Source organism: Oscillibacter sp. CAG:155, assembly GCA_000436875.1.
In the GTDB taxonomy this organism is placed as follows: domain Bacteria; phylum Bacillota; class Clostridia; order Oscillospirales; family Oscillospiraceae; genus Oscillibacter.
Map to the genome: position 1 here is coordinate 11,588 of FR890946.1, position 26,445 is coordinate 38,032.

Below are 26,445 nucleotides of genomic sequence, written 5' to 3' on the forward strand. Positions count from 1 at the left end.
CGATCTTCTCCTTGAGCTCATTGAGATACATCCAGCGCTCCGTCTTCTCTTCCAGCTGCTGCTCCAATTCCGTCTGGCGGGCCTGAAGCTCCTGAAGCTTCACGTAATCGCTGCCGCAGCGCTCCTGGGCCGCCTGACATTCCGCCACCTGCGCCTCCAGCGCCGCCAGCTCATCATCGATGGTCTCAAATTCCCGCTGTTCCTTGTACGAAAATTTCAGTTTCCGCTCTCTGGGCCGCTCCGGTGCGGAGGCCTTCGGCCTTTCCGGCGCCGCGGCCCGCTCCTCCGCCTGCCGCTTGGCCGCCCAGTCCGACCAGTTGCCGGTGTACCGCCGGATCTCCCCGCCGGTGCGGACTTCAAAGATCGACTCCGCCAGCCGGTCCAGGAAAAAGCGGTCATGGGACACAGCCAGAATGGGACCGGGAAAACCCTGAAGATAATCTTCCAGGATGGAAAGGGTCGTAATGTCCAGATCGTTGGTGGGCTCGTCCAGCAGCAGCACATTGGGCGCCGCCATCAGGATGGACAGCAAATACAGCCGCCGCCGCTCTCCGCCGGAGAGCCGGCCGATGGGCACAGACTGCAGGTCCCCCGGGAAGAGAAAACGCTCCATCATCTGGTTTGCGGAAAAGGTTCCCTCGTCCGTCTCCACTTCATCTGCGATGTCGTGGATAAAGTCATAGACCCGCTGGTTCAGGTCCAGCTCCCGTCCCTCCTGGGAGAAGTGGCCGATCTTGACGGTTGTGCCGATAGATACGCTGCCGCTGTCCGGCGCCAGTTCCCCGGCGATCAAATGCAGCAGTGTGGATTTTCCGGCGCCGTTGTGGCCCACGATGCCGATCCGGTCCCCCCGCAGAAGATGATAGGAGAAATGATCCACCACGGTTTTGCCGTCAAAGGACTTTGTGACGTCGTCCAGTTCAATGATCTTTTTCCCCAAACGGCTGGAAGCCGCGGCCAGCTGCACGGTGTCATCCGTCTCCGGCGCATCCTGGTCCCACAGGGCCTCGTATCGGGCGATCCGCTCCTTGGATTTGGTGGACCGGGCCCGGCAGCCCCGCATGATCCACTCCCGCTCCACCCGGAGGATGGACTGGCGCTTGCGCTCACTGGCCTCGGCCATTTCCGCCCGCTGCTCTTTCAGCTCCAGATACTTGGAGTAATTGGCCTCGTAGTGGTACAGCTTTCCCCGGCTCAGCTCCGTGATATGGTTGACCACCCGCTCCAGAAAATAACGGTCGTGGGTCACCATGATCAGCCCGCCCTTGAAGCGGCGGAGCCAGTCCTCCAGCCAGGCCACCATCTCACTGTCCAGATGGTTGGTGGGCTCGTCCAGGATCAGCACGTCCGCCGGACTCAGCAGCGCCGCGGCCAGCGCCACACGCTTGCGCTGGCCGCCGGAGAGAGTGCCGACTTTCTGTTCAAAATCCGGCAGCCCCAGCCGGTTGAGCATGGACTTTGCCTCATATTCGTTCAGGGCCCGGAACTCCGCCGGGAAGTGGAGAAACACCTGCTCCAGCACAGTGGCATCATCCTGCATCACCGGGTTCTGGGGCAGGAAACTCACCTGCACATTGGGATTGCGGGAAATGGTGCCGTCGTCCGGCTCCGTGACGCCGGCCAGGACTTTCATAAAGGTGGACTTTCCGGTGCCGTTGATACCGATGACGCCGGTCTTGTCCCCTTCGTTGAGATAAAAGTTGACATCATCCAGCAGCTGGCGGCTGCCGAAATTGATAGAGAGATGTTCCGCGGATAACAGCATGAATGGCCTCCTGGTGATTGATGTTATAATTTTACCACAAACCGCACTGAACCGCAATCTGGCAGCCGCCGGTACCGCCTTTTCCTTTTGCCGGTTTTGTGGTATGCTGGTTCCATTGCGAAAGGGGGCTCCGCCATGGAGACTATTACAAAAATCATTTCTCCGCAGCAGGATGGCGCCACCGTCCGCCACATTCTGAAGGCAGAGCTCCACTTCTCCACCCATGCGGTAGCCCGCCTGACCCGGGCAGAGCGCGGGATTCTGGTCAATGGCCGCCGGGCCCGCACAGTGGACCTTCTCCACACCGGCGACGTCCTCACTGTGGAGACCGGCGATCACCGCCCACCCCGGGTACAGCCCGTTCCCGGTGACTGGCCCCTTCCCGTCATCTGGGAGGATGGTCATTTATTGGTGGTGGACAAGCCCGCCGGGATGACCGCCCATGCCTCCAATTTTCTGCCGGACACCCCTACTGTGGCCGGGGCTCTGGCCTTTTCCCGGGGGACAGATTTTATCTTTCACCCGGTCAACCGGCTGGATAAAGGCACCACCGGACTGATGGTGATCGCCAAAAGCGGATATGTCCACGATCTGCTGCGCCGCAGCCTTCACACAGACCGCTTCCGGCGGGAATACCTGGCGGTGTGCGTCGGCACGCCCCCTGCCCCTTCCGGCACCATCGACGCCCCTATCGGACGGGATGAGACCTCCACTGTCCGGCGCTGTGTCCGTCCGGACGGCGCCGCAGCGGTCTCCCATTATCAGGTGCTGGCCGTCCGGGACGGCCTCACCTTGGTGGCACTTCTGCCGGAGACCGGCCGAACCCATCAGCTGCGGGTCCATATGGCGTCCATTGGCTGTCCGCTGGCCGGTGACTGGCTCTATGGTACGGAAGACCCAAACCTGATCGTCCGGCCTGCGCTGCACTCTCACCGCCTGACGCTGACCCATCCCGTCACCAGCGAACGTCTGCACCTGACCGCCCCGCCGCCGGCAGACCTGATCCGGCTCTTTCCGGACCTTGCGGCTGCCAAGAAGTCACCTTTTTGAACCAAGCGGAGCGGAAACTCAGCGGCGGCAGGCAGACTCTGCCTACCCAACTGCAAGCAAAAAGACATTCCCTGTTTTGGGCGCCCCGGGCGGTCCAAAACAGGGAATGTTTTCTTTAAATCCGTTTTTTCGCCGAATGTCATTCTCACATCTCAGCTCAGCCTGCAAAGCGCGTTCGGGTCAGTCATCGTGCGGCTCCTCCTGTTCCGGCGGAAGGGGATGCCAGGCGGACGGATCTTTATGACGGGTGAAAAGGCGCCTGACCAGCCCCAGCAGAGACTCCACCAGATGGAACCAGAGTCTGCCGAACACAAACACCGCAACCAGCACCACCAAAAATGCGCCGACCGCTCCCAGTGACATGGGACCACCTCACTTTGTGGCAAACCGGTTCATGAAGAAATCGGTGAAGGCCGCCAGTTCCTCCTCCTGGGATACGTAGATATACAGGGATTCGTCATCCAGCCAGTCGTAGGCATTGATGCCGATATAGCCCTTTTTATCCGGATAGATGATGAATGCGTCGGTGGGATACTTATTCCGGTAGGCTTTCAGGAGCTCAGAGCGGCGGTAATAGGTGGGATCGCCGCAGCCGGAGAGGTCCGGGACCGTGGGCACCACCACAATGGTCTGCGTGGATTCGTTCCAGCCCACGATCAGATTGCCGATCTTCGTCTTGCTGCCATGGACGAATCCGTAATTGAACCGGGCCACATCCTCCGTGTAACCAAAAATCAGCCGGTAGCTGTCTCCGTTTTCCACCGCCTGATTGAAAAGCAGGCGCATCTTTTTGGCATTGGCATTGCTCTTTTCCATGTCCACTTCCGGCCCCTTGAACAGTTTGCTGAAAAGTCCCATACTCGTTTCCTCCTGAAATTAGATGGTTTTTTATCACTGCCGCCATTTCCCAATGGGATATGACGTTAGCTGCGTCAAAGCGGTTTCCATATCGGCAGGCCCGATTTCCCCGGAAGAGATAAACGAATCTCTTTCCTGAACAGCCCCCCGTCTCCTGCTGCGTTCCTCTTCCGGAGGACATTTCCCACTCCAAACGGGAATGCCGTTCCACATCCAAACAAATAAAGATGATATTTTAGTTTTGTATTTATTTGAAAGAAAAAATAGCCCGCCTGAACAGATGTCCGCGGCAAGTGGTCAGGCGGGTTTGTGGGAACAGTCCTCACACGGGGCAGCCTTCCGGCTCCCGCAGCGTCTCCAGGCAGTTGACAATGGAATCGATCTGAAACGCCACGGTCTCATCGGCAGCCTCCGGAACGAACAGCGGCAATGTCTCCGGGATCGCCCGGCGGACGATCATAGCCGTCAGGCTCAAATTAGTGAAAAGGGCAATTCGTTTCTTATCCGCTCTGATCCCGAAACACTCCAGAATCTTGCCGAACAGCTGGGCCTGTTTTTCCCGGAAGACCTGATTGCTCTCCGGCGACAAGCGCCGGAAAATCAGCTGCTGTTCCTCAATGGTCAACACGGCAATTCCGTTTTTCTCACCGTAGCAGCAGGCATGCAGAAAGGTCCGTACCCCCTCCCGCCAGGTAAGGCTGGGATTCTCCATGAGCTTTCGGGCATAGGCCAGAATCCGGGGCTGCTGAAGATAGAGGGTCTCCACAATCAGATCTTCCTTTGTGGGAAAGAAGGAATAAAAGAATGTCCGGGAGATGCCCACCTTTTTGTAGATCTGTTCCACCGTGGTGTGCTGAATCCCCTGCCGTGCCATCAGCTCCAGCGCTGTAGTGAGCAGCTCCTCCCGGATTCGCTCCCGGTCTTCCTCTGAATATGCAACCTTCGGCATCCGGCATCCCCTTCCAATAAAATCATTTTCAAAAATTTATCTTTATTTTATCATGCCATTTTAAAGAATACAAGAGGGTATAATATGGACAGCACAGGGGGCACCAGACGCCATTCCATGACCGGATGCTCTTCACGCAGCAAAAAAGCATGCAGACGCAGCGGCTGCATGCTTTTTCAGATATGACGTTTCTTTTCTTGCAGCAAATGCAGACAGCCTTCCCTGCGCCCCGGCCTGTTTCGCTTACTTTTTGTCCCGAACCTGGTCCAAAATGATGTGCAGCGCTCGCTCTCTGCCGATGCGGGAGATATTCAGGCAAAGATCGTAATTCTCCGCCGCGCCCCACCTGCTGTCCGTGCGGCTGTTGTAATAGGCGGCACGCATTTTCTCCATTTTGCGGATTTTCTGCTCTGCCTGCGCCGGGGTGATCTGGTCCCGCTGGCTCACATGCCGGATTCGCCGGTCCATATCATCCATCACAAAAAGGCGCAGCAGATTGGGCCGATCCCGCAGCACATAGTCCGCGCAGCGGCCCACAATGATGCATCCGCCCTTGTCCGCCACGGATAAAATGGCTTTTCGCTGGGCATCCCACCCCAGCTCTTCCAAAGAGGGCTGTCCGGTCAGTGTGCAGGTCCCCATCACTAGGGAATACAGCAGACTGTTGGTGACCCGCTCATCCTCCTGATTCAGGAACTTCTCACTCAATCCGCTGAGCTTTGCAGCTTCAGAAAGCAGTTCCTTATCATAATAGGGGATCTGCAGTTCTTTGGACAGGCGCTTGCCCAGCTCCCGGCCGCCTGCGCCGAACTGACGGCCAATGGTAATGATTTCATTCATAACAGTTACCCTCTTTCCATCTGTAAATTCATTTTGCCAAATACCCTCACCATCATCGCCACTGCTACCAGGAAGGAGACGATGTCCGCAATTGGGCCGGAATACAGCGGCCCCACAACGCCCAGATCAAACACCCCGGGCAGTATCAGAATCAGCGGCACGCTCAAAATGAAGTCCCGTAGCAGAGAGAGTGTCATGGACATGATCGGCTTTCCCAATGCCTGAAGGAAAATACTGGTGGATTTTTGCACACAGCAAAGGAGCATCATGGAGAGGAAAATGCGGAAAGACATGGCCGCAAACTGATTGTAAAGGTCTCCTTCGCTGCCGAACAGGCGGATGATCTGCACAGGGAAAAGCTCAAAGCACACCGTTGCCACCGCGCCGATCACAATCTCAGCCACCAGCATGGTCCGGTAGATCCGTTTGACCCGGTGCAGGTGTCCCGCGCCGTAGTTATATCCCACAATGGGCTGGCAGCCGGCGGCGATGCCCACCACGAAGGCAATGACGATCTGGAACACCTTCATGACGATGCCCACCACCGTCATGGGGATGTCTGCTCCGAACTCGGACTGGGCGCCGTACTTGATCAGGGTGTTGTTCATCACGCCCATGATGACCACAATGGAAAGCTGGGTCAGAAGGCTGCTGATTCCAAGGGGCAGTACTCTCCCCAGCAGCGCCCCATGCAAGCGGAAACTGCCCTTTTGCAGGCGGAAGGACTTGGTGTGAAACAGGTAATAAACCACCAGGGCCGCGGAGACGATCTGCCCCACAATGGTGGCCAGAGCGGCGCCGCCCACACCCCAGTGCAGCAGGAAAATGGCCACCGGGTCCAGAATCAGATTGATGATGCAGCCGACCACCGTAGAGATCATGGCAAACTTGGGATTTCCATCGGCGCGGATAATGGAGTTCATGCCGTTGGTGAACACGAAGAAGGGGATTCCGATAACAATAATGTTGAAGTACTCCCGCACATAATCCACATTTGCCTCTGTAGCGCCGAAGACTGCCAGGATCGTGTCCCGGCCGCCGTAAAACACCGCCACCAGCAAAATACTCACGAGGATCATCAGCACCACAGCGTTGCCCACGCTGCGGTGGGCACTCTCCGCGTCCTGCTTTCCCTGACAGATGCTCAAAAAGGCCGCGCAGCCGTCGCCGATCATCAGCGCCAGCGCCAGGGCAATGATGGTAATGGGGAACACAACATTGGTCGCGCCGTTCCCCAGATACCCCACGCCCCATCCGATGAACACCTGGTCAACGATGTTGTACAGGGAGGATACCAGCAGGGACAACACGCACGGAACTGCGAATTTCATCATCAATTTTCCGATGGGTGCCTGGGCTAAATACTGATTTGTCTGCTCTTCCACAATGGTTCTCCTTTCAAAATACGGCGGTAACCAAAGCGAAGCATCTCGCTTTGATTACCGCCAAGCAGTAGTATTTTAACAAAGGCACGCTTATTTCGTAATAGTCCACTTTTTACAAAGATTTTTCCAGTTTTTCCCTGTGAAAATTGGTGGATTTTATAGTCAATTCTTTCTGGCGGTAAAACCCCGGGGCCTGTTTCAAACAGGCCCCGGGGCTTTCTGCACGTTTTGGTTTTCCTACGCTTTCAGCAATCTTTTTCTACAAAAACACGCTTCATCAAACCGCAGTGTGGAAGGTTCTCCGAATCACCTCTTCCTGCTGCTCCCGGGAAAGGCGGTTGAAATTCACCGCATAGCCGGAGACCCGGATAGTGAGGCTGGGGTACTTCTCCGGGTGTTCCATGGCATCCACCAGCGTCTCCCGGTTGAGGACGTTCACATTCAGGTGGTGAGCCCCCTGACTGAAATAGCCGTCCAGAATGGCCACCAGATGCTCCTCCCGCTGGGCCTCGTCCTTCCCCAGGGCGTCAGGGACGATGGAGAAGGTGTTGGAGACGCCGTCCTGGCACACGTCCCGGTACGGGATCTTGGCCACGGAGTTGAGACTGGCCAGGGCACCGTTCACATCCCGGCCGTGCATGGGATTGGCGCCGGGAGCCAGGGGCTCGCCCAGCTTGCGGCCGTCCGGCGTGGAGCCGGTTTTCTTGCCGTACATGACATTGGAAGTGATGGTAAGCGCGGAGAGGGTGTGGATCGCGTTGCGGTACAGGGGGTGCTTTTTCAGCTCGTGGGAGAAGGTCCGCACCACATATACCGCCTCGTCATCGGCCCGGTCATCGTCGTTGCCGTACTTGGGAAACTCGCCTTCCGTGACGAAATCCACAGCGATTCCCTGCTCGTTGCGAATGGGGCGCACCGTTGCATAGCGGATGGCAGAAAGCGAATCCGCCGCAACAGAGAGACCGGCGATGCCAAAGGCCGTGAGCCGCTCCACATGGGTGTCGTGGAGGGCCATCTGGCTGGCCTCGTAGGCGTATTTATCGTGCATGTAGTGGATAATGTTCACCGTGTCGGCGTAAAGTTCCGCGGCATAGGCCAGGACCTTGTCGTAGTTGGCCCGGACCTTTTCATAGTCCAGCACCTCGTCGGTGATGGGCTCGATGCCGGGGACGATGGTGGTGCCGTAGCGCTCGTCCACGCCGCCGTTGATGGCGTACAGCAGGCACTTGGCGATGTTGCACCGGGCACCGAAGAACTGCATCTGCTTGCCCACCCGCATGGCGGAGACACAGCAGGCGATGGCATAGTCGTCACCATAGACCGGCCGCATCACGTCGTCGTTTTCGTACTGGATGGAGTCCGTGGCAATGGACATCTTGGCGCAGTAGCGCTTGAAGGGTTCCGGCAGGTGCTCGGACCAGAGTACGGTGAGGTTGGGCTCCGGCGCGCTGCCCAGATTGGTGAGGGTATGGAGGCAGCGGAAGGAGTTCTTTGTCACCAGGGTTTTGCCGTTGATGCTCATGCCGCCGATGGACTCGGTGACCCAGGTGGGATCGCCGCCGAAGAGCTCATTATACTCCGGGGTGCGCAGATGGCGCACCAGACGCAGCTTGATGATAAACTGATCCATCAGCTCCTGGGCGCCTTCCTCGGTGAGGATGCCCCGCTCCAGGTCCCGCTGGATATAGATGTCCAGGAAGGAGGAGGTCCGGCCGAGAGAGGTGGCAGCGCCGTTGTTTTCCTTGATGCCGGCGAGATACGCCATATACAGGAACTGCACCGCCTCATGGGCATTTGCGGCAGGCTGAGAGAGGTCCACTCCATACCGGGCAGCCATGGACTTCATCTTTCCCAGAGCCCGGATCTGCTCCGCCACTTCCTCCCGCAGACGGACGCGGTCCTGGTCCATGGGGCCGTCCAACTCCTCCAGATCCTGCTGCTTGAAGGCCACCAGCCGGTCAATGCCGTAAAGAGCCACCCGGCGGTAATCTCCGATGATGCGGCCACGGCCGTAGGCATCGGGCAGCCCGGTGAGGAGCCCTGCGTGGCGGGCATCCCGGGTACGCTTGGGATAGGCATCAAAGACGCCCTCGTTATGGGTCTTACGGTACTCACCGAAGTGCGCGGCGATCGCAGGGTCCAGCTCGTAGCCATACTGCTCCAGAGCGGATTTGGCCATCCGGGTGCCGCCGTAGAGGTTCACGATGCGCTTGAGCGGTGCATCGGTCTGCAGCCCCACAATGACCTCATTTTCCTTGTCAATGTAACCGGGGGCAAAGTTGTCGATGCCGCTGATGATGTGGGTCTCCACATCCAGGACGCCCTTCTTGAGCTCCTGGAGCAGCAGCTCCTCACACTTTTTCCAAACCTTTTGGGTGCGCTGAGTGGGACCGGCCAGGAATCCTTCGTCGCCGTCATAGGGGGTGACGTTCTTCTGGATGAAGGAGCGCACGTCCACCGTCCGCTGCCACTGACCACCCTGAAATCCGTCCCACTGGGGGTATGCCATCATGCCCATTTTGTAATCCTCCTCATTTCGTATCCTTGTTTCAAGTGCAGGAGATCTTCGTCCGATCAGGCACGCTGGTTCCAAGTCCGAAACCACTTTTCTTCCAGCGCAGCGCAGCGGGCCTTGTCCATCTCCGGGACGCCCTCCAGGGAGTAGGGACGACCCAACGCAGCGTACTTCTCCACGCCCATGGTGTGATATGGAAGCAGCTCCACCCGCTCCACCCGGGGCAGCGTCTCCACATAGTCCCGCAGCGCCGCCAGGTGCTCTTCTCCATCGGTGAGGCCGGGAACCACCACATGGCGCACCCACATGGGAACTCCCGCCTTCCGGACCGCCTCTGCAAAGGCTTGAGGCCGACGGATCTCACCGCCGGTGAGGGCGTGATAGGCATCCGGGTCCTCGTGCTTAACGTCGAAGAGCACCAGGTCGGTGTTGGCCAGGATGGCTTCATAGTCCCCCTTTCCTGCTCCGGCGGTATCCAGACAGGTATGGATGCCCGCCTGGTGAAGCCGCTCCAGCATTTCAGCGAGAAATTCCGGCTGCATCAGCGGCTCCCCGCCAGAAAAGGTCACTCCGCCGCCCCGCTTGAAGTACGGCCGAAAACGCAGGAGCCGTGCAGTCAGCTCCTCCGGTGTGACGGCCGTGCCGCCACCCTCCTGGGTGTCTGGGTTATGGCAGTACCGGCACCGCAGCGGACAGCCCTGCAAAAACACCACCGCCCGCACTCCCGGTCCGTCCACCAGTCCCATGGATTCCACGGAATGGATGTGTCCGGTCAAGGAGATCTCCTTTCCGCCCGGGCATAAAAAACACCGTCCGGGCACTTGAATGTGCCCAGACGGTCGGCAATTACAAAATCATACTCCACGTGGTTCTCCCACTTCCGTCAGTCATATGATCTGTTTTCAACATACAACATTCGCCCCGCAGCTGTCAACGGAAAGTGAAAAGATCATACCATTTTCTCTATTTTGACAAAAGCTACCCTTCTGCCCCTTTCCCCGTTGTGCGGATTGCAGCACTACCATCCGCTGATACTGCCTTGTCCTCGTTTATGGAGGGAATTGACTCATGGGATGCTGCACAGTGGGATCCGCTGGCCAAGGTTTATAACCGTACCGTATTTCGAAGCGAAGTGTAAAAATACATGACCGCGCCTGGCCAGAAATGGAAAGGAGTGCTGGTCCTGCTGCGATTTTCGTGAAAATCTTTTCACTTATAATATCTCTGAAAATTAGAAAAGTCTCCAAATAAATATGAAATAAAAACATTAAGAAGTGTAGCTTATTCTATTGTTGCACAAAAAATGTAATCTGGATTTGTTTTAGGCATATAGAACGCATATTATATCCCCTTATGCTGATTTATCTGCTCTTCCACAATGGATCTCTTCTTAAAAATATAGCAGTAACCAAAGCGAATCATCTCTCTGATTACCGCCAAACAGTCGTATTTTACAAAGGCACGCTTATTGCGTGACAGTCCACTTTTTCCTTGAAAATTGGTGAATTTTCTGAACCAGGCAGTCATTCCCCGATTTTCGGCATAATGCCTCAGGATCGGGGATCGCACACCGCCGCGACAAACACTCCTTTGCCCAGGCTGCTTAAAAAGAAAACGACTCCTGGATTCCCGTCATTGTGCGGAATTCCGCAGTGGCATGTCCCAAGTGAAACATGCCAAGTTTTTTTCCCGTGGTCTCATTGTAGATTTGCTGCAGGAAAGGTGCAGCTGCAATGGCGGCATCGGCGATCTCATTGTCCGTCTCGAAAACCGCCTTGCCGTAATAGCGCAGGAATTCACGGTCCTTGCAGACGCAAAGTTCCACATTCGGATTTCCCTGCATCTGACGATAGACCGCCTTGAATGTACCGATGCCAAAATAGAGGTTGTCTCCAACCAGCATATGCAGACCGATCGGCCTGCATTTGGGCCGATCTCCATCAACTGTCGTCAGGTAAACGACGGGGGCTTCTTTGAGAAATTGCTCAACTTTTTCAATGTTCTTGATATCGTATCTCCTCAAACTATAATTCCAAAATCGCACATTGGTAGGTTCCAATCCGCTTTCCAGGCATTGGGATTCCCTCTGGTTTTCTCAGCAGCTGCGTGGGGGGAGACGTCAGCCTACCAACGTGGAACAGCCCGCTTATCGGCCGATTGGCAGAAAGCGGACTGTTCCACAAAGTAAAAAGAGGTAAATGGGGATTATTCCGGCTGCTTGACGCCTAGGATCTCCCGGGCTTCAGCTGCCGTTGCAACCTCTCTGCCTGACATTCGGCAGAGAGAAACTGCCTGTTTGACAAAGGACTCATTGGTGGCAGGGACACCTTTCTCCAGCCAGATGCCATCTTCCAGCCCCACCCGGATGCCGGTTGCGCCGGCGGCGAGGCCGGCCAGCATCATCGGCATATGCGCGCGGCCAATGCCGGTAATAGACCAGGTAGACCCCGCAGGCATGCAATCCAGCAGGAACGAAACGTTCTTGATTGTGCCATGCATCCCGCCGGGAATTCCCATGATAAGCTGGAAATGGCAGGGCGTTTTGAGAATTCCATCTTTGCAGCACTGGATCACGTTGTTGAACATGGCGGTATCGAAAATCTCAATCTCAGGTTTTGTGCCGGTTTCCTGACACACACGCCCCAACCGCTCCATCAAAGAGGGAGGATTGAAATAGACAAAGGTACCCCAGTTGATGGACCCGGGATTATAGGAGCACATTTCGGGGCGGATTGCCTCGATGTGGGCAGTTCTGAGCTCATCGCTGCCTGTTCCGCCGGTAGAGAGGTTGAGAATGGCGTCAAGGCCCTCCGCATTCAAGGCGGCCCGCGCAGCAGTATAGGCATCAATGAAACGCTGCGTTTCCATGCTTGCATGGCCTTCATCATCCCGGACATGAATATGGACGATGGCCGCCCCCGCCTTCACGCAGGCCACAGCGTCCCGTGCAATCTCCTCAGGGGTATAGGGAACCGCGGGATTCATCTGCTTAGTAGTACCGTTTCCAAGCAATGCAGCAGTTACGATCAGCTTGTTGTTCATGAAATGCATCCTTTCTTTCTGTGAAACTTGAATCAGACTTCCATCGCCAATTGATAACCGGCCAATACATCTTCCTGAATCCGCCCAACTTTTGCTGCATCCCCGATCACCCGGACATTGGGATGCCGGCCCTGAAGTGCAGCCGCGATCTTTCCGCAGGAGCGGACACCCTTGCACATGACGGCTTTATCGCAGGGCAATTCAAAAATCTCGCCGGTATCCACCTTCTGATAGACCACACGGTCCGTTCCGATCTTCAAGAGCTTTCTGCCGGTCATGATGACGGCGTTATCCTGCTGCAAAGAGCGCAGGATCTCTCCGATGACCACGCTGCTGCCGCCGCCGGAAGCGATCCGGGAAGATTCACCGATGATGGTGACCATGTTGCCCCGGGCCGTCAGATACTCTGCCGTCTCCAGACTGGTCAGGCCGGTGCCGAAAAGGACCACGCTCTGATTGGTCAGCTGACACTTGCCGGAGAGGATTTCCACAGGCGTAGTAAGCAGCGGGCCGTCAATTCCTTCCACCGGAGGCAGATACGGTTCAGAGCCTGTGGCATCCACTACCAAATAGGGCCGCAGCTTGAGGATCTCCTCCGGAGTGACGGCATGGTTCAGGCAGATGTCCACTTCCAGCTTCCGCAGCTGCGTTTCCTCATAGTCGATGAACCACTGCATCTTGTCCTTTTTGGGTGCCTGCGCTGCCAAATAGACCTGGCCGCCCAAGTGTCCCTCCTTTTCATACAGGCAGACCCGGAACTTGCGCTGTGCCAGAATTCGGGCACACTCCATTCCAGCGACGCCGCCCCCGACAATGACGCACAGGCGCCCGTCCCCGTTCTGAACGAGTTCTTTTTTTGCGTATTCTGCGCCGCACTCGGGATTCACGGAACAGAGGATGGTTCCGCCGGCTTTGATGCTGTCGATACAGCGGAGGCAGGAGATACACTTGCGGATATCTTCGGGATGTCCCGCGGCGGCTTTTGCGGGCCATTCAGGGTCCGCAAGGAAACTGCGTCCCATTCCCACAAAGTCCAGATACCCTTCGTTCAAAAGAGACTCAGCGTAGTCCGGATCTCGGATGACCGTAGTGGAAATCACAGGAATGTTCACCATGGTGCGAATGGCCTTGGCCAGATGACGGCGCCAGCCCTGCGGATAGGTGATGGGCTCCAGAGAATGAGAGCGCCCATTCTCCGTTCCGCCGACGGAGACACTGATGACATCCACCGTGTGCTGCTCCAAAAGCTGGCACAGTTTGAGATTTTCATCCAGATGATAACTCTCGTCGCCCATATAGTCCTCGGCTGAAACCCGGACGGAGATGGGATACGCACGGCCAACGGCAGCGCGGACGGCATCCACGATTTCCAAAAGCAGGCGGCAGCGGTTTTCAAAACTGCCGCCGTATTCGTCAGTGCGCTTGTTGAAGTAAGGGCTCAAAAACTCATGCAGAGGATAATGATGCGCCGCATGAATTTCAACACCATCAAAACCGGCTTTCTTTGCCAGGACAGCGGCACGGACAAAGTCCTGAACCAGTCCCTTCAGTTCGTCGTGTTCAAAAGCGCGGGCCTCCTGTTTCAGGAATTTGGATGTAATGCCGCTTGGACCGGGCAGTGGACGGCCTCCGTTGGCAGCGTTGGTGGAGATAACGCCGGGGTGGAGCAGCTGTGGGAAAATGGCGCATCCATACTGATGAATCGTTTGAGTCAGTTTCTGCAGCATGGGAAGCTGACTTTCATCCGTCAGCCAGATCTGGCGTGAGGACCGGCGTCCATGTTCACTGTTGACACAAGCCACCTCCGTGTAGATCAGGGCCGCCCCGCCTTTGGCACGTTCAGCATAGTAGGCGATAAACTCGTCGGTAATGGTGCCGTCGGTGTTGGCGAGACTGCATCCCATGGGGGTCATCACCAGCCGGTTCTTCAAAGTCAGTTGATTGATGCTTGCAGGAGAAAAAAGAGTGGGATATGGCATCATAATTTCCTCCGTGGTTGTTTGATGGTATCATCATAGCACATCAAAATTAGTAATACAATATTATAACATTATAAATTTAATCGCATACCACACAAAAAATAAGTTGGGAAATTATACGAAATGTAAAAAGCACGCAAATCCCCCGCCTTGACTTGCCGCGAAACCTCATAGTATAATTTATAAATAGTATCAGTGAAAAGAGTACAGGTGATTTTGTGAGCATTATCAATAAACGCAACGCCAGCCAGCTGATTGTGGATTACATTCTGGATCAGATCCAAAATGGCTATTTGAAAAAAGGCGACAAACTGATGACGGAGCACGAGTTCTCCGAATTGCTCGGCGTCAGCCGGATTCCCCTGCGGGAGGCCTTGTGTGCCCTGAGCACGGTGGGTATTCTGGAGTCTCGTCAGGGCGGCGGAACGTATGTCACGACCAAATGCGACCCCAGTGTATTGGGGCGGATGCTCTACGACTATGCCCTGCTGGAGAACGTAGACCTGAAGCAGGTGATCGACGTCCGAATCCTCTTGGAACCGGAGGCTGCCCGGCAGGCAGCCATTCAGGCATCCCAGCGGCAACGTGAGGAGATCTGGGAGATCGCAGAAGCATATCACCAGGTTTCTGAAAATTATTCCGGCGCAGAGCTGGATAACCAGAGAACGGTGGAATTAGACCAGAAATTTCATCAGCTGATTGCTAAGGCAAGCCATAATGATTTCCTCTGGATGATTCTGGCTGTTGCGGGGACCTCTTTCAGCGAACTGAACAACAGCAACTATCTGCTTACCAGCGACCACGGTGCGCAAAACCTGCATATTTTTGCACAGCAGCATATGGATATTGCCCAGGCAATTCTCCAGTCCGATGCAGCAAACGCATGCAAAAGCATGGAAAAGCATCTGCAGTTCATCAAGAAGGCTCACGTTGCAAATCCCGGCACTTGATGTTTCCCAGTGGGATTTTGCAGCTCTTAAAAAATGCCCAAAGGCTGGAAAATAACCAGTCTTCGGGCATTTTTTTGCTTTTCAGCTGTCCATTTCTGCCGGGACTTTGTCTGCCTGACAGCATTTGGCCGCAAAGCAGTCTCAATTTTCCTCCTTGCAAAGAGTCGGGTCTTCAGAATCCTGATACTGAGACAATGCAATGGCCAGCTGGTCCGGACAGGAGGTTCCCTTTTCCAGACACTGGATACCTTTGAGCTGTGCAATGGCATCCTCAGCCCGCATCCCCACCAGAAGACGGCTGAGCGCCTGTGTAAAACCGGGGCAGCCCAATACGAACTCCACAGACCGGATGATTCCGTGATCGAGTTCCAGTTTGATTTCTTTGGCACATGTTCCTTTTGTTTGATAGACCATTTTTTCTTCTCCTGTATCTGGCAATCTTCTCTCTGGTGCTGTATATTGTCAATATAGACCTTCCTATAATGGGAAAGTCAAGCAGAAACATTGGGAGGAAACGCAAGTGCAGGGATATCTTTCGATTGGTGATTTTGCCAGACTTCGAAACGTAAACCAGAAGTCGCTCCGCTATTACGAACGAATCGGCGCACTGATTCCCGCTTACACCGATCCGGACACCGGCTACCGATATTACGCACTGGAACAGCTGGTGGAGATGGATATGATCCTAATGTGTCTGGAGTTGAACATCCCCCTGCGGGATGCGGAACGCTACCGGGAGCCTGACCAGACACTGGACATCCGTCATCTGCTGGAGGATGGCCAGCGGCAGGCCCGGGAAAAGCTCGCGCATCTTCAAAATACCATGAAGCAGATGGAAGAAGCTCTCCACAGGATTGAGGAAAACGAACCCTATCAAAACCAAGACGGGGCCTATCCCCGGCATCTGCGTCGGCGGCTGATTCTGCGGGAACCCTTTACGCCATCCGGCGGAGAGCTGGGGTTTAAGCAGAGTTCCACCAGGATCTTTCTTCGTGGACAATCCCTGGGCCTGCTTCCGGCTTTTACCTTCCCCATCGGATTGATTGCCCGGCGGCATGGTGAAGCCATTCACACCGATATTTTCCTGGAAGTTCTCCAGCAGGCAGAGGACATTTCTGATTTGGAAGTGCTGCCGGAGGGAGATTACCTCTGTCAGCAAAAACCCACCCGGGAGTTGGAGCATGTGGATACTCTGATCACGGAATATTTTTCTCTGCATCAAAATGCACAGCAGCTCATCATTACCAACCTGACATCCGCACATTTTGATCTGAAGGGTCCATTGCTGGAATTACAGGAGCAAATTTAATTCCCAACCAGAAGCGCCGCCGGAATCTTTCCTGCGGCGTTCTTTCTAAAGAGGCCGTTCTTTGAAAACACGTTTCGCCTCTGTCTGCAAACTTTCTCTTGACCTTCCCATTATAGGAAAGTTTATAGTTTTATCCTGTGGGTTTTCCCGTCCAACACAGCATATAAGGAAAGGAACAAGAGAATGGAAACAACAAGAAATCCCCTGGGGTATGAGCCGGTTGGAAAACTGCTCCGAAAATTTGCTGTGCCGAGCATCATTTCCATGGTGGTCAGTACTCTGTATAATATTGTGGACCAGATTTTTATCGGCAGAGGTGTGGGCTATCTGGGCAACGGTGCAACCAACGTCATATTGCCCCTAACCGTGATTGCCCTGGCGCTGGGTCTGATGATCGGAGACGGCACCACCGCTTATTTTAGCCTGTGCCTGGGGCAGAAGGACACCCGGAGTGCCGCACAGGGCGTAGGAAACGCCATTACGCTGACCGTTGCAGTGAGTATCTTTTTAACCGTAGCGTCTTTGCTCTTTCTCAAACCCCTTTGTATCCTTTTTGGTGCAACTGACGCCACCATGCCATATGCACTGGAATACGGGTACATCATTGTACTGGGGTTTCCCTTTTACGCATTCGGTATGGGATTCAATTCTATTCTCCGCGCGGATGGGAGTCCGGTCTACGCCATGGTCGCCACGCTGAGCGGAGCCATTTTGAATACGATCCTGGACCCCATCTTTATTTTCGTCTTTCAGATGGGCGTCACCGGTGCGGCCATCGCCACCGTTCTGGGGCAGATTGTTTCCTGCGTCATCACCCTGTTGTATCTGCGGAAATTCAAATGCATCATCCTCACAAAAGACTGTCTGAGGATTCAGGGCAAGCTCTGCAGAAAACTATGCAGTCTGGGCGTCTCCAGTTTCGTCATGCAGCTTGCAGCCACCATCGTCATCACTGCCATGAACAATGTATTAGTTAAATACGGCGCCGTTTCCAAGTATGGCTCTGAAATCCCGATGACAACGTTGGGCATTACCATGAAAGTCAATCAGATCATCACCGGTATCGTCATCGGCATTGCCGTTGGCTCCCAGCCCATCATTGGGTACAATTACGGGGCCGGAAAGGCCGGGCGGGCCAAAAAGGCCTACTTTTTCGCCATCATCTGCTCGACCGTCGTCATGGGAATGGGAACGGTCCTGTTCCAGCTGTTCCCCCATTTAATTATCAGCATCTTTGGTTCGGAGTCTGCGCTGTACAATGAATTTGCAGTCAAGAGCCTGCGCATTTTCCTGCTGCTCATTGTATTGAACGGATTCCAGCTCTGCACCGGTGTATTCTTTCAGGCAATTGGAAAGCCTGCCCAGGCAACGCTGATCTCCCTCTCCCGCCAGGTGCTTTTTCTGCTGCCCGCGCTGCTGATCCTGCCGCATTTCTTCGGTGTGGAGGGCGCATTGTGGGCTGGACCGGTGGGAGATGCCTGCGCATTCGTGATGGCAGTTTCCTTCGGCGCCGCGGAGCTGAGAAAAAGCAGCCATACTGCCATGTTGCCTGATATCCGGGAATGAATTCAAAATACAACGCTATCATTTAATTTCTGAAATGGAGGAACCCTTATGGCACACGTATTCGATCCGATCACCATTAAGCACCTGTCCCTGGACAACCGCCTTGTGATGCCGCCCATGGCCACCGCAAAAGCGGATGAAAACGGCCGCGTGACCGACGCGGCATGTGATTATTACCGGGAACGGGCTAAATACAGTAAAATTGGACTGATCATTACGGAACACAGCTATATTCATCTTCAGGGGAAAGCACATCCTGGCCAGACCTCTCTTGCTTCCGATGATGTGATTTCCTCTTTTGCACGGCTGACGGACTGTATCCATCAGGAAGGCGTCAAGGTTTTCGCACAGCTCAGCCATGCCGGCTCCGCTGCAATGTCCAAGATCACCGGCCAGTCTCCCGTTGGTCCCAGCTGCGTCTATCATCCCAAGCAGAAGAATGAGCTTCCTTTGGAAATGACGGTCCAGCAGATTCACGAAGTCACCGGCTGGTTTGCCCAGGCTGCCCGGCGGGCAAAACAGGCGGGTTTTGACGGCGTAGAACTCCATTCCGCCCATGGTTACCTACTCAACCAGTTCTTCTCTCCCCTTGCCAACCAGAGAACGGATGCATACGGTGCCCAGTCGGTGGAAACCCGTACCAGATTCCACCTGGAAGTTATTCAGGCCGTTCGGGATGCGGTTGGCGCCGCATTTCCCATCTCCGTACGGCTGGGCGGCTGTGACTATGCGGCCGGAGGCAGTACGGTTGCAGATTGTGTGGAAGCCTGCCGGATTTTTGAAAAGAGCGGCGTGGATCTGCTGCACCTCACCGGTGGTATGAATGGCTATGTGCGTCCCGGCCACAGCGAACCCGGGTATTTCCGGGACCTGTCCATTCCGGTGAAACAGGCAGTCCACATTCCCGTACTTCTGACCGGAGGGGTTACAACACTTTCTCAGGCAGAAACGCTGCTCACAGAAGGCTGCGCGGATCTGGTGGGTGTAGGCAGAGCAATCTACAAAAATGCCCACTGGGCAGATGAAGGCTGATCCACCCTCCGGGCCGATCCAGATCGTTCTCTTCGCCCCGCTGCTCACAGGAAATCATGCAGCATCTCCCGCTGGCTGAAGTTCACCAGAGAGGCCGGCAGGTCTGCCGCATCATCGACGGTTTCTCTCTCCCCCACTCTCCTGTTGAGCTGCTGCTTCGGAACAGCCATGAACCTTTCCACAGCCTCTATCATAAAGGAGGAGGCCTGTCCCAATCGGGACAGGCCTCCTCCTTTTCGCACTCTCCTCCCTGTGTTCGGATGCAGTCATACCGTACCCTTGTCTGTCCCACAGGGCAGACCTTCCATGCTGCCGGCATGGATCTCTGTCAGCCTATGTGCTTACTTCTCCGGACAGGATGTTACCCAAAGCGTTTGGTAGGTTCTGGGAGCCGGTTCTGGCTTTTGTGCACCATAACCAAGTGCAACAGAAACAAAGGCCCGGTAGTCATCCGGCACTCCCAATCTGGAAAGCGCACTGCGCACGGCAGGCTCGTCACAGGTGCCGGAAAGTGTGGTAATCCAGCAGGAGGCAAGCCCCAAGTCAGTCGCTTCAAGGATAGCATTTTCTGCCGCAGCGGCGCTGTCCGCCATGGCATTGCGGTAACCGTTCCGATTGGAAATTACAAGAAGGGCCGGCGCGTTATAAAAAAAGGAATACGCGTCCTCCTTTGCCCACTCTTTACACTTGGCAAAAAACGGAGGATGCTGCTCCGTAAGTCTCAACGCTCTGAAATAGTCCCGGATAACGATTCGGAGATACTCCAGTGCATCTCCGGTAAGCACCATGAACTGCCAAGACTGGCTGTTCATGCCGCTGGGGGCCCACCCGGCCGCCTCCACAATTTTTTCCAGTTGCTCATGGCTTGGCTGCTGATGGGTGTAGCTGCGCACGCTGCGCCGCTGTTTGATGGTTTCCAGCATAATGGTTCTCCTTGTTTCAAAAGTGATGATCGCTGATTCAAAACAGCGGCTGCCCTCTTAGCAGGCAGCCGCTGTTCCGGCGCAGAAATGACTTACTTTTCCCGCGGAGTAAACTTTTCCGCAAGTTTCATGTAATTGGGCACCCGGGTCTTGTCCACATTTACAGCACCGCTGGGATGACGGTAACGGCGCATCTCCTTGTCACGGGGATACTGATACATGCCGCCCAGCTGCATGATGCAGGGTGTGATATCGGGAATCATCTCACCTGCCAGCCGCTCAAATTGATCGATCAAAAGACTGGGGTCCCATGCCGTGTGGGCCAGATTCTCGTAATGATCCGGGATGATGACCTTGCACTGCAGGGCATCGGCCAGACGCACCACATCATAGGGACTCATCTTGTCCGTGGCACCGGGACGGTTGTAGCCCATATCCGTGGTCACGACGTCGATGTCAAAGAAGTCGGGGAAATAGGCGTAGCCATCGTTGTACCAAGTGTCTCCGGTAAACAGAATGTTGCCGGCGGAGGTCTTGATCAGATAGGACACACAGCAATCATCATAAGGAAGCAGGCCCTTTCCGCCGCCGGTCCGAATTGCGGTGTCGTCGTAGCAGGGCAGCACCTGCACGGTGGCACCGGGCACCTCGAAGGTGTCCCCCACTGTGACCTCATGGATGCGCTGGTCGGGAACTTCAAATTCGGAAAGACGTTTCGTTACGGTTTTGGGACCATAGAACGGACAGTTATTGGTCTGGGCGGCCGCCTTCACGGAATAAATATCGCAGTGATCCTGATGAACATGGGTAATGAGGCAGGCATCCAGTCTGCCAAATTCCCAGGGATCAATGATGACGGGGGGCAGATTCAGCCAGTTCAGGCTGTCCGCGCCGCACTGACGGCACACGCCGCAGGAGCTGATCTCCGTGTAGCCGGAGCCCCCAGCAAACATGTCGATCCAGAGGATACCGCCCTCGTCGGTTTTCAGGATCCAGGAGGCACCTTGGATCCACCACATGGCCACCTGTCCCTTGGGTACCTGGTAGCTCTGGATCTGCTTGTTTAGATAGCTGCCCCAGCCGGGGAAGCACTCATGCAGCCAGGTTTCCCGGTCCAGGGGGTGGTTGGTGTTGGTGTAGGTGCCGGAGACCAGTCCGCGCCCGTCGCTCATTTGTACCATAGTAATCACCTTTCTAATTCTAATTTGCAGGATTTTCTCAGTCTTTACCAGACAACTTCTTGGTGCCCGGCTTTGCAAAGGTCTTGTAACCAATGAAGGTATAGAGGATGCCAACCACAATCAGAACCACCAGGACATACTGGATCGTAACTGCCAGTCCCCGGAAGTTCAGCCACCACAGGTAGATGGACAGTAGCGTAGGAATCCACGTCAGGGCGTAAAGGGCACCCTTGGACATATGCCACTTGGACTTCTCCCAGATTTCGGGGTACAGCTTGGGAACCGCCAGAAGGCCAAAGTTGGGGATAATATTTACCAAGATCTGGAGGTTGGTGGATGCCTTCATAATATTGGTGTTGGCGTTGCCGATCCCATCAGCGGTAATGAAGAACAGAGGGATGATCGCGGCGATCAAATAGATAGCCTGGATCCGATAAGGAACACCGTGCTTGTTGGTCACACCGAACCACTTGGGGAACCAGCCGTCCTCAATGGCAGCCTGCACGGGAGTGGAGTACCAGCCGAAAGAGCCGTTCACGGTAGTGGCAATGGCAAGGCACGCACCGCCGAAAATGAAGAAGTACTGCAGCGGAGTCATATCCTCAAAAATTGCGGCCGCGGCATTGATCACGGAGTTGGAAGGGCCTTTGAACAGCAGCGTACCAGCCATGGTGGCGCCGCCATCTTCCATGCTGACCATGGGCAGAGCCCCCGTGGTTGCAAGCGCGATGCCGGCAAAGAGCAGTCCGGCGCACAGCGTGATCAGGAAGCAAGCCTTGGGCAGATTCCGCTCCGCGTCTTCCACGGCACCGCCCAGCTCCAGCATGGCCATGCCGCCGCCCATGCAGAACACCAGCAGGGCCACCGCGCTGAAGAAGCCGCTCATGCCGTTGGTGAGAAACACTTCTTTATTGAACACAAATGTGGTGTCCATATTGATAATGCCGAAAACAATGAACGCTGCGTAGGCCAGGAACAAAATACAGTTCATGACCTTCTGTGCCTTTGCGGCACTCTTCATTCCAAAATAGTTGGTGATGTAGAAGATAATGCCGCATGCAGATGCCACGATCTTCGGGTTCAGCGTCGTAAACACAGATGTGAAGAAGATGGCGAATGCAGTGATGTTTGCAAACATTGCGATCCGGCCCAGGAAGAAAATCCAGAAGTAGAATCCGCCCATGGCAGGACTGAACGCCTCTTTACTGAGCGAATAGGACACGCCCTGCCGAGGCACGATGGACGCGGCAATAATGACCGGCAGCATCATAAAGAAAATGGCGAAAGCGCCTACGATATAGGCGAGGAAAGTGCTTCCGCCGGTATACATCGCCGATACACCGGTCAGAGAGAAGACTGCTGAGCCCAAGGTAAAGCCCAGGCCGATTGCGAAGAGTTCACTGAAGGTGAGCTTTTTCATGTTCCAAAATCTCCTTTTCTCTTGTTACAGTTTGGATGCAGCAGTGCGTGATGACTTCCGAACAAGTGATCCCTCCCCCAAATTTATAATGTAACATTATGATATTAATTTTATAGAAAATGTCAATACTATCACAAAATTTATTTAATTTTTGTTATATAAGCAAAATTTCAGCCTAAAATTCTGTGCAAAAAAATATTATTATAATGTTGTATTACAAATTTAAGTTTGTTATGATAATTTCCAGAAAACAAATCGTGCCATCCAAATGGCCCTGTATTGGACAAGCAACTTTGAAGGAGGATCTGGAATGCTGAAAGACTTTTCACAAATAAAGGAACAACTGTCGGCCATGACGAAAACGCCGCGGCTTGGTGTGATTGTCGCTCAGGATGAGCACACCATGGAGGCAGTCGCCAGAGCAGCCACGGAGGGCTTGATCGAGCCGGTGCTCTATGGCAGACGGGAACTGATTGAACCGATCTGGGAACGCTTTGCCCCTGAAAAGGCGCTGCCTGTCGTTGTGGAGGAGGAAGATGAACAGCACTGCGTGTCCGATGCTCTCGCGGACGTCCGGTCTGGCCACCTGGACTGCATCATGAAAGGCAAGCTGGAGACCGCTGTCTTAATGAAGGCAGTGGTCAACAAGGATACCGGCATTCGGAAAAGCAATGCCCTTTCCATGCTGGCCGCCGTACAGTCCCCCTATTATCACAAGGTGTTCTGCGTAACAGACATCGGGCTGATGATGTATCCCGATTTGCAGCAGAAAAAGGCCATTTTGGAAAATGCGGTGCATCTGTTCCGGGCACTGGGCGTGGAGCAGCCCAAGGTTGCGGTCCTGGCGGCTGTGGAGAAAGTGAACCCGAAAATGCCGGAGACCGTGGATGCGGCACTGCTGAAGGAAATGAACGAAAAGGGCGAGATCCAGGATTGTATCGTGGAGGGGCCCATTTCCTACGATCTGTGCATGGACCCCGAGGCAGCCGCAATCAAAGGGTACAGCAGCCCGGTGGCGGGAGACCCGGATATCCTGGTGGTCCCCAATATTGTGGCAGGCAACATTCTGATCAAGAGCCTGACCTGCACCGGCAACGCAAAGACCTGCGGTGCAATCTGCGGCGCGCAGGTTCCCGTGGTAATCAGTTCCCGCTCTTCTCCTGCGGAAGACAAGTATATGTCCATTGTTCTGGCAGCCATTACCGGCAGCCGAAACCTATAAATGCAAACACGGAGGAGGAAACAGGCAATGAGTCAACGTGAAGCAGTGATTGTTGCATATGGCCGTTCGGCGTGCTGCCGGGCAAGAAAGGGCGGACTGGCCACCACCCACCCCGTTGAGTATTCCGCACAGGTCCTCAACGGCGTACTGGCAAGAGTACCGAAACTGGACCCGTCGTACATCGACGATGTGATCTTGGGCTGCGCCATGCCGGTCAATCAAATGGATTTTAACGCAGCGAGGATGATTGCGCGCCGCGCAGGGCTTCCTAACAGCGTCCCCGGACAGACGATCAACCGCTTCTGCTCTTCTTCCCTGCAGGCGGTCGCAACAGCGGCAAACGCGATTCTGGCGGGGCAGATGGACTGTGTGGTGGCAGGCGGAACGGAGTCCATGAGTATGTGCTTCCGTCCCTGCCCGGATGAGTACAAGGACGCATGGCTGGATGAACACGACATTGGAACCTATATGTCCATGGGGGAAACCGCGGAGCGGGTGGCTGACCGCTACGGCATCACCCGGGAAGAGATGGAGGCTATGGCCGTGGAGTCCCACCGTAAGGCCCATCAGGCCCAGCTTTCTGGAAAGCTGGCTCCCAGCATTATCCCGGTCACCAACGACCACGGTCAGCTTTTGACCCAGGATGAGGGCATCCGCCCGGACACCTCCATGGAGACACTGGTAGGCCTGAAACCCTGTTTCCGGGAAAACGGCCGGGTAACGGCAGCCACTTCCTCCCAGACCACCGACGCTTCCGCCTTTGCGGTGGTGATGGCGTCTGATCTGGCGGAGAAACTGGGCATCCAGCCTATTGCCCGCTTTGTGGGTTTCGCGGTAGCGGGATGCGAGGCAGAGGTCATGGGGCTTGGCCCGATTTTTGCCGTTCCCAAGGCAATGGCCCGAGCAGGCCTCACGGTGGATGACATGGATGTCATTGAGCTCAACGAGGCCTTCGCCGCGCAGGCAATCGCCTGCATCCGGGATCTGCACCTGCCGAAGGAAAAGGTGAATCCCTACGGCGGAGCCATGGCACTTGGTCATCCCATGGGTGCCACCGGCGTTGTTCTCACCGGAAAGGCCCTGGACTATCTGAAAGATAACGGCGGCCGCTATGCGCTGGTGACTATGTGCATCGGCGGCGGCATGGGTGCCGCCGGCATCTTTGAGTATCTGCGGTAAGGAGGGGCAGGATGAACGAGAAAATACTGGTAATCAACCCCGGCTCCACCTCTACCAAGATTGCTATTTTTATGGGGGATCAGCAGATCTTCAAACAGACTGTTTCCCACGATGTCGAGGTGCTTAAACAGTTCCCCAACGCCACCGATCAGCTGGATTACCGGAAGGAGACGATCCTGGGAGCACTGAAAGCAGCACACATCGAGATCAGCGACTGTGCGGCCTTTTCCGGGCGCGGCGGCGGACTGGCCTCCTGCCGGGGCGGCGTATACGAGATCAACGACGCCATTTTGAAGGACGCCAGAAGCGGAAAATACGCGGATCATCCCGCCTGCCTGGGAAACCTCATCGCCTACGACTTTGCCCAAACCTATCACGCCAGAGCATTTACTGTGAATCCGCCCAGCACAGATGAGTTTCGGACGGTGGCGCGGGTCACCGGGTTGAAGGACGTGACCCGCTTCAGCAACACCCATGCGCTGAACCAGAAGGAAACAGCCATGCGGGTGGCCCGGGATCTCGGCCTTGCCTACGACCAGGCAAACTTCATTGTGGCACATCTGGGCGGCGGCGTTTCCATCGGTGCCCACGACCATGGCCGCATCGTGGACTGCAACGACAACATCAAAGGTGACGGTCCCATGGCGCCGACCCGAATCGGCACCCTCCCTGCTCGGGACCTGATCGATATGTGTTACTCCGGAAAGTGGAGCCACGAGGAAATGCTGCTCTACCTCTCCAAAACCGGCGGGTTTGTGGATCATCTGGGAACCTCTGAGACACTGGAGGTCGCGCAGAGAATCCGTGAAGGAGACCAGTACGCCAAATTGATTTACGATGCATTCAAGTATCAGGTGGCCAAGCAGATCGGTGCCATGGCGGCAGTCCTGCGTGGAAAAATCGACGCAATTGTCCTCACCGGCGGTATCGCAAACGATCAGGAGCTTGTGAGGGATCTTACGGAAATGATCGGATTCCTGGCTCCCGTGGAAGTGCGGGCCGGTGAGTTTGAGATGGAGGCCCTGGCTTCCGGAGCACTGCGGGTGCTCCGCGGGGAAGAGCAGCCGCAGGTCTACGACGGTGTGCCTGTGTTTTCCGACTTTGAGTACTTAAAAAAGGAACATCCTGCCTGCGGGCAGAAATAAGGAGGAGCAATATGAACGAACGAAAAGTTGTCATGGCCGGTGCCGGCGTCATGGGTGCTTCCCTGGCGCAGGTATATGCGCTGGCGGGCTACGAGACCTACGTGTACGACCTCTATGAAGCCGGCCTGGAAAAAG

The 26,445-nt window shown here is 55.3% G+C and carries 25 protein-coding genes and 1 riboswitch; of the genes, 9 read left to right on the plus strand and 16 right to left on the minus strand.

Annotated features, from left to right (window positions below; all coding sequences use genetic code 11):
- A partial coding sequence (locus tag QZL67_RS09000) for an ABC-F family ATP-binding cassette domain-containing protein (RefSeq protein WP_292920202.1) occupies window positions 1–1,765 on the minus strand: 1,765 nt, incomplete at its 3' end.
- A 135-nt stretch (window positions 1,766–1,900) separates the two neighbouring features.
- Between QZL67_RS09000 and QZL67_RS09005 the strand changes: the two genes are divergently transcribed.
- Window positions 1,901–2,815, plus strand: coding sequence for an RluA family pseudouridine synthase (locus QZL67_RS09005; RefSeq protein WP_022290393.1), 915 nt, complete (start codon window positions 1,901–1,903; stop codon window positions 2,813–2,815).
- A gap of 180 nt (window positions 2,816–2,995) precedes the next feature.
- On the opposite strand, the gene QZL67_RS09010 is transcribed toward QZL67_RS09005, so the two are convergent.
- The 10 genes from QZL67_RS09010 to QZL67_RS09055 form a co-directional block, all read right to left on the minus strand.
- Entirely contained in the window at window positions 2,996–3,178 is a 183-nt protein-coding gene (locus tag QZL67_RS09010; RefSeq protein WP_022290394.1) for a hypothetical protein, read from the minus strand.
- Window positions 3,179–3,187: 9 nt separating this feature from the next.
- On the minus strand, window positions 3,188–3,673 hold the full coding sequence (locus QZL67_RS09015; RefSeq protein ID WP_022290395.1) for a hypothetical protein: 486 nt from the start codon (window positions 3,671–3,673) through the stop codon (window positions 3,188–3,190).
- A 322-nt stretch (window positions 3,674–3,995) separates the two neighbouring features.
- A complete protein-coding gene (locus QZL67_RS09020; RefSeq protein WP_022290396.1) occupies window positions 3,996–4,622 on the minus strand; it encodes a TetR/AcrR family transcriptional regulator in 627 nt (208 codons plus the stop codon).
- Between the two features lie 243 nt (window positions 4,623–4,865).
- Window positions 4,866–5,462 (minus strand): AAA family ATPase, encoded by a 597-nt coding sequence (locus QZL67_RS09025; RefSeq protein WP_022290397.1) that lies wholly within the window; start codon window positions 5,460–5,462, stop codon window positions 4,866–4,868.
- A gap of 5 nt (window positions 5,463–5,467) precedes the next feature.
- Window positions 5,468–6,847, minus strand: a complete 1,380-nt coding sequence (locus QZL67_RS09030; protein ID WP_022290398.1) for an MATE family efflux transporter — start codon at window positions 6,845–6,847, stop codon at window positions 5,468–5,470.
- 277 nt (window positions 6,848–7,124) lie between these two features.
- A complete protein-coding gene (pflB, locus tag QZL67_RS09035; protein ID WP_292920210.1) occupies window positions 7,125–9,359 on the minus strand; it encodes a formate C-acetyltransferase in 2,235 nt (744 codons plus the stop codon).
- 62 nt (window positions 9,360–9,421) lie between these two features.
- Window positions 9,422–10,138: a pyruvate formate-lyase-activating protein gene (pflA, locus tag QZL67_RS09040; protein ID WP_022290400.1), complete on the minus strand. Its 717-nt coding sequence runs from the start codon at window positions 10,136–10,138 to the stop codon at window positions 9,422–9,424.
- A gap of 46 nt (window positions 10,139–10,184) precedes the next feature.
- Window positions 10,185–10,263: riboswitch (ZMP/ZTP riboswitch) on the minus strand.
- 702 nt (window positions 10,264–10,965) lie between these two features.
- Complete coding sequence (locus QZL67_RS09045; protein WP_292920204.1) at window positions 10,966–11,421, minus strand: pyridoxamine 5'-phosphate oxidase family protein; 456 nt, start codon at window positions 11,419–11,421, stop codon at window positions 10,966–10,968.
- 146 nt (window positions 11,422–11,567) lie between these two features.
- Complete coding sequence (locus QZL67_RS09050) at window positions 11,568–12,404, minus strand: 3-keto-5-aminohexanoate cleavage protein (RefSeq protein WP_022290402.1); 837 nt, start codon at window positions 12,402–12,404, stop codon at window positions 11,568–11,570.
- Between the two features lie 32 nt (window positions 12,405–12,436).
- On the minus strand, window positions 12,437–14,386 hold the full coding sequence (locus tag QZL67_RS09055; protein ID WP_022290403.1) for an FAD-dependent oxidoreductase: 1,950 nt from the start codon (window positions 14,384–14,386) through the stop codon (window positions 12,437–12,439).
- Between the two features lie 215 nt (window positions 14,387–14,601).
- Here QZL67_RS09055 and QZL67_RS09060 point away from each other — a divergent pair, with 215 nt between their 5' ends.
- Window positions 14,602–15,333, plus strand: coding sequence for a FadR/GntR family transcriptional regulator (locus QZL67_RS09060; protein ID WP_022290404.1), 732 nt, complete (start codon window positions 14,602–14,604; stop codon window positions 15,331–15,333).
- A gap of 141 nt (window positions 15,334–15,474) precedes the next feature.
- On the opposite strand, the gene QZL67_RS09065 is transcribed toward QZL67_RS09060, so the two are convergent.
- On the minus strand, window positions 15,475–15,747 hold the full coding sequence (locus QZL67_RS09065) for a TIGR03905 family TSCPD domain-containing protein (protein WP_022290405.1): 273 nt from the start codon (window positions 15,745–15,747) through the stop codon (window positions 15,475–15,477).
- A 106-nt stretch (window positions 15,748–15,853) separates the two neighbouring features.
- On the opposite strand from QZL67_RS09065, the gene QZL67_RS09070 reads away from it, so the two are divergent.
- The 3 genes from QZL67_RS09070 to QZL67_RS09080 all read left to right on the plus strand — a co-directional run bounded on the left by QZL67_RS09070 (window position 15,854) and on the right by QZL67_RS09080 (window position 19,240).
- Window positions 15,854–16,642, plus strand: coding sequence for a MerR family DNA-binding transcriptional regulator (locus tag QZL67_RS09070; RefSeq protein WP_022290406.1), 789 nt, complete (start codon window positions 15,854–15,856; stop codon window positions 16,640–16,642).
- A gap of 183 nt (window positions 16,643–16,825) precedes the next feature.
- Window positions 16,826–18,208, plus strand: coding sequence for an MATE family efflux transporter (locus tag QZL67_RS09075; protein WP_022290407.1), 1,383 nt, complete (start codon window positions 16,826–16,828; stop codon window positions 18,206–18,208).
- Between the two features lie 48 nt (window positions 18,209–18,256).
- Window positions 18,257–19,240 carry an NADH:flavin oxidoreductase gene (locus QZL67_RS09080; protein ID WP_022290408.1) on the plus strand — a complete coding sequence of 328 codons (984 nt, stop codon included), beginning with the start codon at window positions 18,257–18,259 and terminating at the stop codon, window positions 19,238–19,240.
- Window positions 19,241–19,284: 44 nt separating this feature from the next.
- Here QZL67_RS09080 and QZL67_RS09085 read toward each other — a convergent pair whose 3' ends face one another.
- The 4 genes from QZL67_RS09085 to QZL67_RS09100 all read right to left on the minus strand — a co-directional run bounded on the left by QZL67_RS09085 (window position 19,285) and on the right by QZL67_RS09100 (window position 22,764).
- Window positions 19,285–19,410: a hypothetical protein gene (locus QZL67_RS09085; RefSeq protein ID WP_292920206.1), complete on the minus strand. Its 126-nt coding sequence runs from the start codon at window positions 19,408–19,410 to the stop codon at window positions 19,285–19,287.
- Between the two features lie 171 nt (window positions 19,411–19,581).
- Window positions 19,582–20,163, minus strand: a complete 582-nt coding sequence (locus QZL67_RS09090; protein ID WP_022290410.1) for a nitroreductase family protein — start codon at window positions 20,161–20,163, stop codon at window positions 19,582–19,584.
- Window positions 20,164–20,255: 92 nt separating this feature from the next.
- The gene (locus tag QZL67_RS09095) at window positions 20,256–21,344 is read right to left on the minus strand and encodes an MBL fold metallo-hydrolase (protein ID WP_022290411.1); all 1,089 of its coding nucleotides are present in this window, start codon (window positions 21,342–21,344) and stop codon (window positions 20,256–20,258) included.
- Window positions 21,345–21,381: 37 nt separating this feature from the next.
- Entirely contained in the window at window positions 21,382–22,764 is a 1,383-nt protein-coding gene (locus tag QZL67_RS09100) for an APC family permease (protein WP_022290412.1), read from the minus strand.
- Between the two features lie 352 nt (window positions 22,765–23,116).
- Here QZL67_RS09100 and QZL67_RS09105 point away from each other — a divergent pair, with 352 nt between their 5' ends.
- The 4 genes from QZL67_RS09105 to QZL67_RS11685 all read left to right on the plus strand — a co-directional run.
- Window positions 23,117–23,986, plus strand: coding sequence for a phosphate acyltransferase (locus QZL67_RS09105; RefSeq protein WP_292920208.1), 870 nt, complete (start codon window positions 23,117–23,119; stop codon window positions 23,984–23,986).
- Window positions 23,987–24,013: 27 nt separating this feature from the next.
- Window positions 24,014–25,165, plus strand: coding sequence for a thiolase family protein (locus tag QZL67_RS09110; protein ID WP_022290414.1), 1,152 nt, complete (start codon window positions 24,014–24,016; stop codon window positions 25,163–25,165).
- An 11-nt stretch (window positions 25,166–25,176) separates the two neighbouring features.
- The gene (gene buk, locus QZL67_RS09115) at window positions 25,177–26,310 is read left to right on the plus strand and encodes a butyrate kinase (RefSeq protein WP_022290415.1); all 1,134 of its coding nucleotides are present in this window, start codon (window positions 25,177–25,179) and stop codon (window positions 26,308–26,310) included.
- A 32-nt stretch (window positions 26,311–26,342) separates the two neighbouring features.
- Window positions 26,343–26,445: 3-hydroxyacyl-CoA dehydrogenase NAD-binding domain-containing protein (locus tag QZL67_RS11685; protein ID WP_373887783.1), on the plus strand; the 103-nt coding region annotated here is incomplete at its 3' end.